The organism is Mycobacterium sp. 852002-51163_SCH5372311 (genome assembly GCF_001667115.1).
Classification (GTDB): Bacteria; Actinomycetota; Actinomycetes; order Mycobacteriales; family Mycobacteriaceae; genus Mycobacterium.
Window position 1 is genome coordinate 1 of the sequence record NZ_LZIJ01000003.1, and the last position, 1440, is coordinate 1440.

The following is a 1440-nucleotide window of genomic DNA, read 5'->3' on the forward strand; positions in this document are numbered from 1 at the left end:
CCACATACTGCGCCACCGCCAAGCCGTAGGCGATCAGCAGGATCTCTTGGATGCCGGCATGAAACGCTGCGGGCACCTCATCCAACAGCTGCCGGGTGGTCTCGGCATCCAGTGCCACCGACAGATGTCCGGCGCTGGCATAGGTATCCAGCGCCGGCTGGGGCGCCGGGAACACCGCCGGGGCACCGGCCACCTGCTTCCACGCATCCGCGAGCTCCACCACCTCGCGGCGGTGCGCATACTCGCCCAACAGCGACGCCCAGCGGGCAAACGACGTCCCGGTCACCGGCAAGACGACGGGTTGTCCGCTGCGGTGTTGGGCCCAGGCGGTGTTGAGGTCATCGAGCACCACCCGCCAGGACACCGCATCGATCACCAGATGATGAATGACCAACACCAACTGGCCGGCCTCGGCAGCCCACACCGCGCTGAGCATCACCCCCGCCGCCGGATCCAACCGCGCCCGCGCGTCCACCAGCACTTCAACGGAGACCACGTCGGCGGTGTGCACGAGATCGCGCGCATCGATGGCCAGGGCCTCCGGCACCATCAATGAGCACCCCGCGGCCGCGTCGTCCTCGACGCGTGCGCGCAACATGGCATGGCGATCCAGCAGCGCCTGCACCAGCACCACCACGTCGGCCTTGGTCACCCCCGCCGGGGCCGAAACCACCATCGTCTGGTTGAACTGCTCGGTGGGGCCCTGAACACTGGCCAGCCAGCGCATGATCGGAGTCGCGGCTACCAGCCCGATGCCCTCATCGATCACCCCGCCGGCCGGGGCTGTCTCTACCACCCGGGCCAGCCGGGCAACACTGTGCTCGACGAACACATCACGCGGCCGGCACAGCAGTCCCGCTGCCCGCGCCCGGGCCACTACCTGCATCGAGGAAATGCTGTCCCCACCCAAATCGAAGAAGGAATCATCCACTCCGACCCGATCCAAACCGAGGACCTCGGCGTAAATGCCGGCCAGGATCTCCTCTACCGCGTTGGCGGGCGCCCGATATCGCGCCAGCGCTTGGTATTCCGGTGCCGGCAGTGCCCGGGTGTCGAGTTTGCCGTTGGGAGTCAACGGCAACGCCTCGATCGCCACCACAGCCGCGGGCACCATATACGCAGGCAACCGCTCGGCCAACGCCGCGCGCGCCTCGCCGAGGTCGACGGTCCCGGTGACATAGCCGACTAGGCGCTTATCCCCGGGGCGGTCCTCGCGGGCGATCACCACCGCCTGCGCCACCCCAGCCAAACTCGCCAGGGCCGTTTGGATTTCGCCGAGTTCGATGCGATACCCGCGGACCTTGACCTGCTCATCGGCGCGGCCCAAGTAATCCAACTGCCCGTCAGCGCGCCAACACACCAAATCGCCGGTGCGATACATCCGAGTCTCCGGCCCGCCGAATGGGCAGGCCACAAACCGCGAGGCGGTCAATCCGGCCC

1 protein-coding gene is annotated in these 1440 nt (G+C 67.8%); it reads right to left on the reverse strand.

Going from position 1 to position 1440, the window contains the following annotated elements:
- Positions 1-1440, reverse strand: a 1440-nt coding sequence (locus A5791_RS00275) for a condensation domain-containing protein (RefSeq protein WP_156660917.1), incomplete at both ends; no start/stop codon positions are given.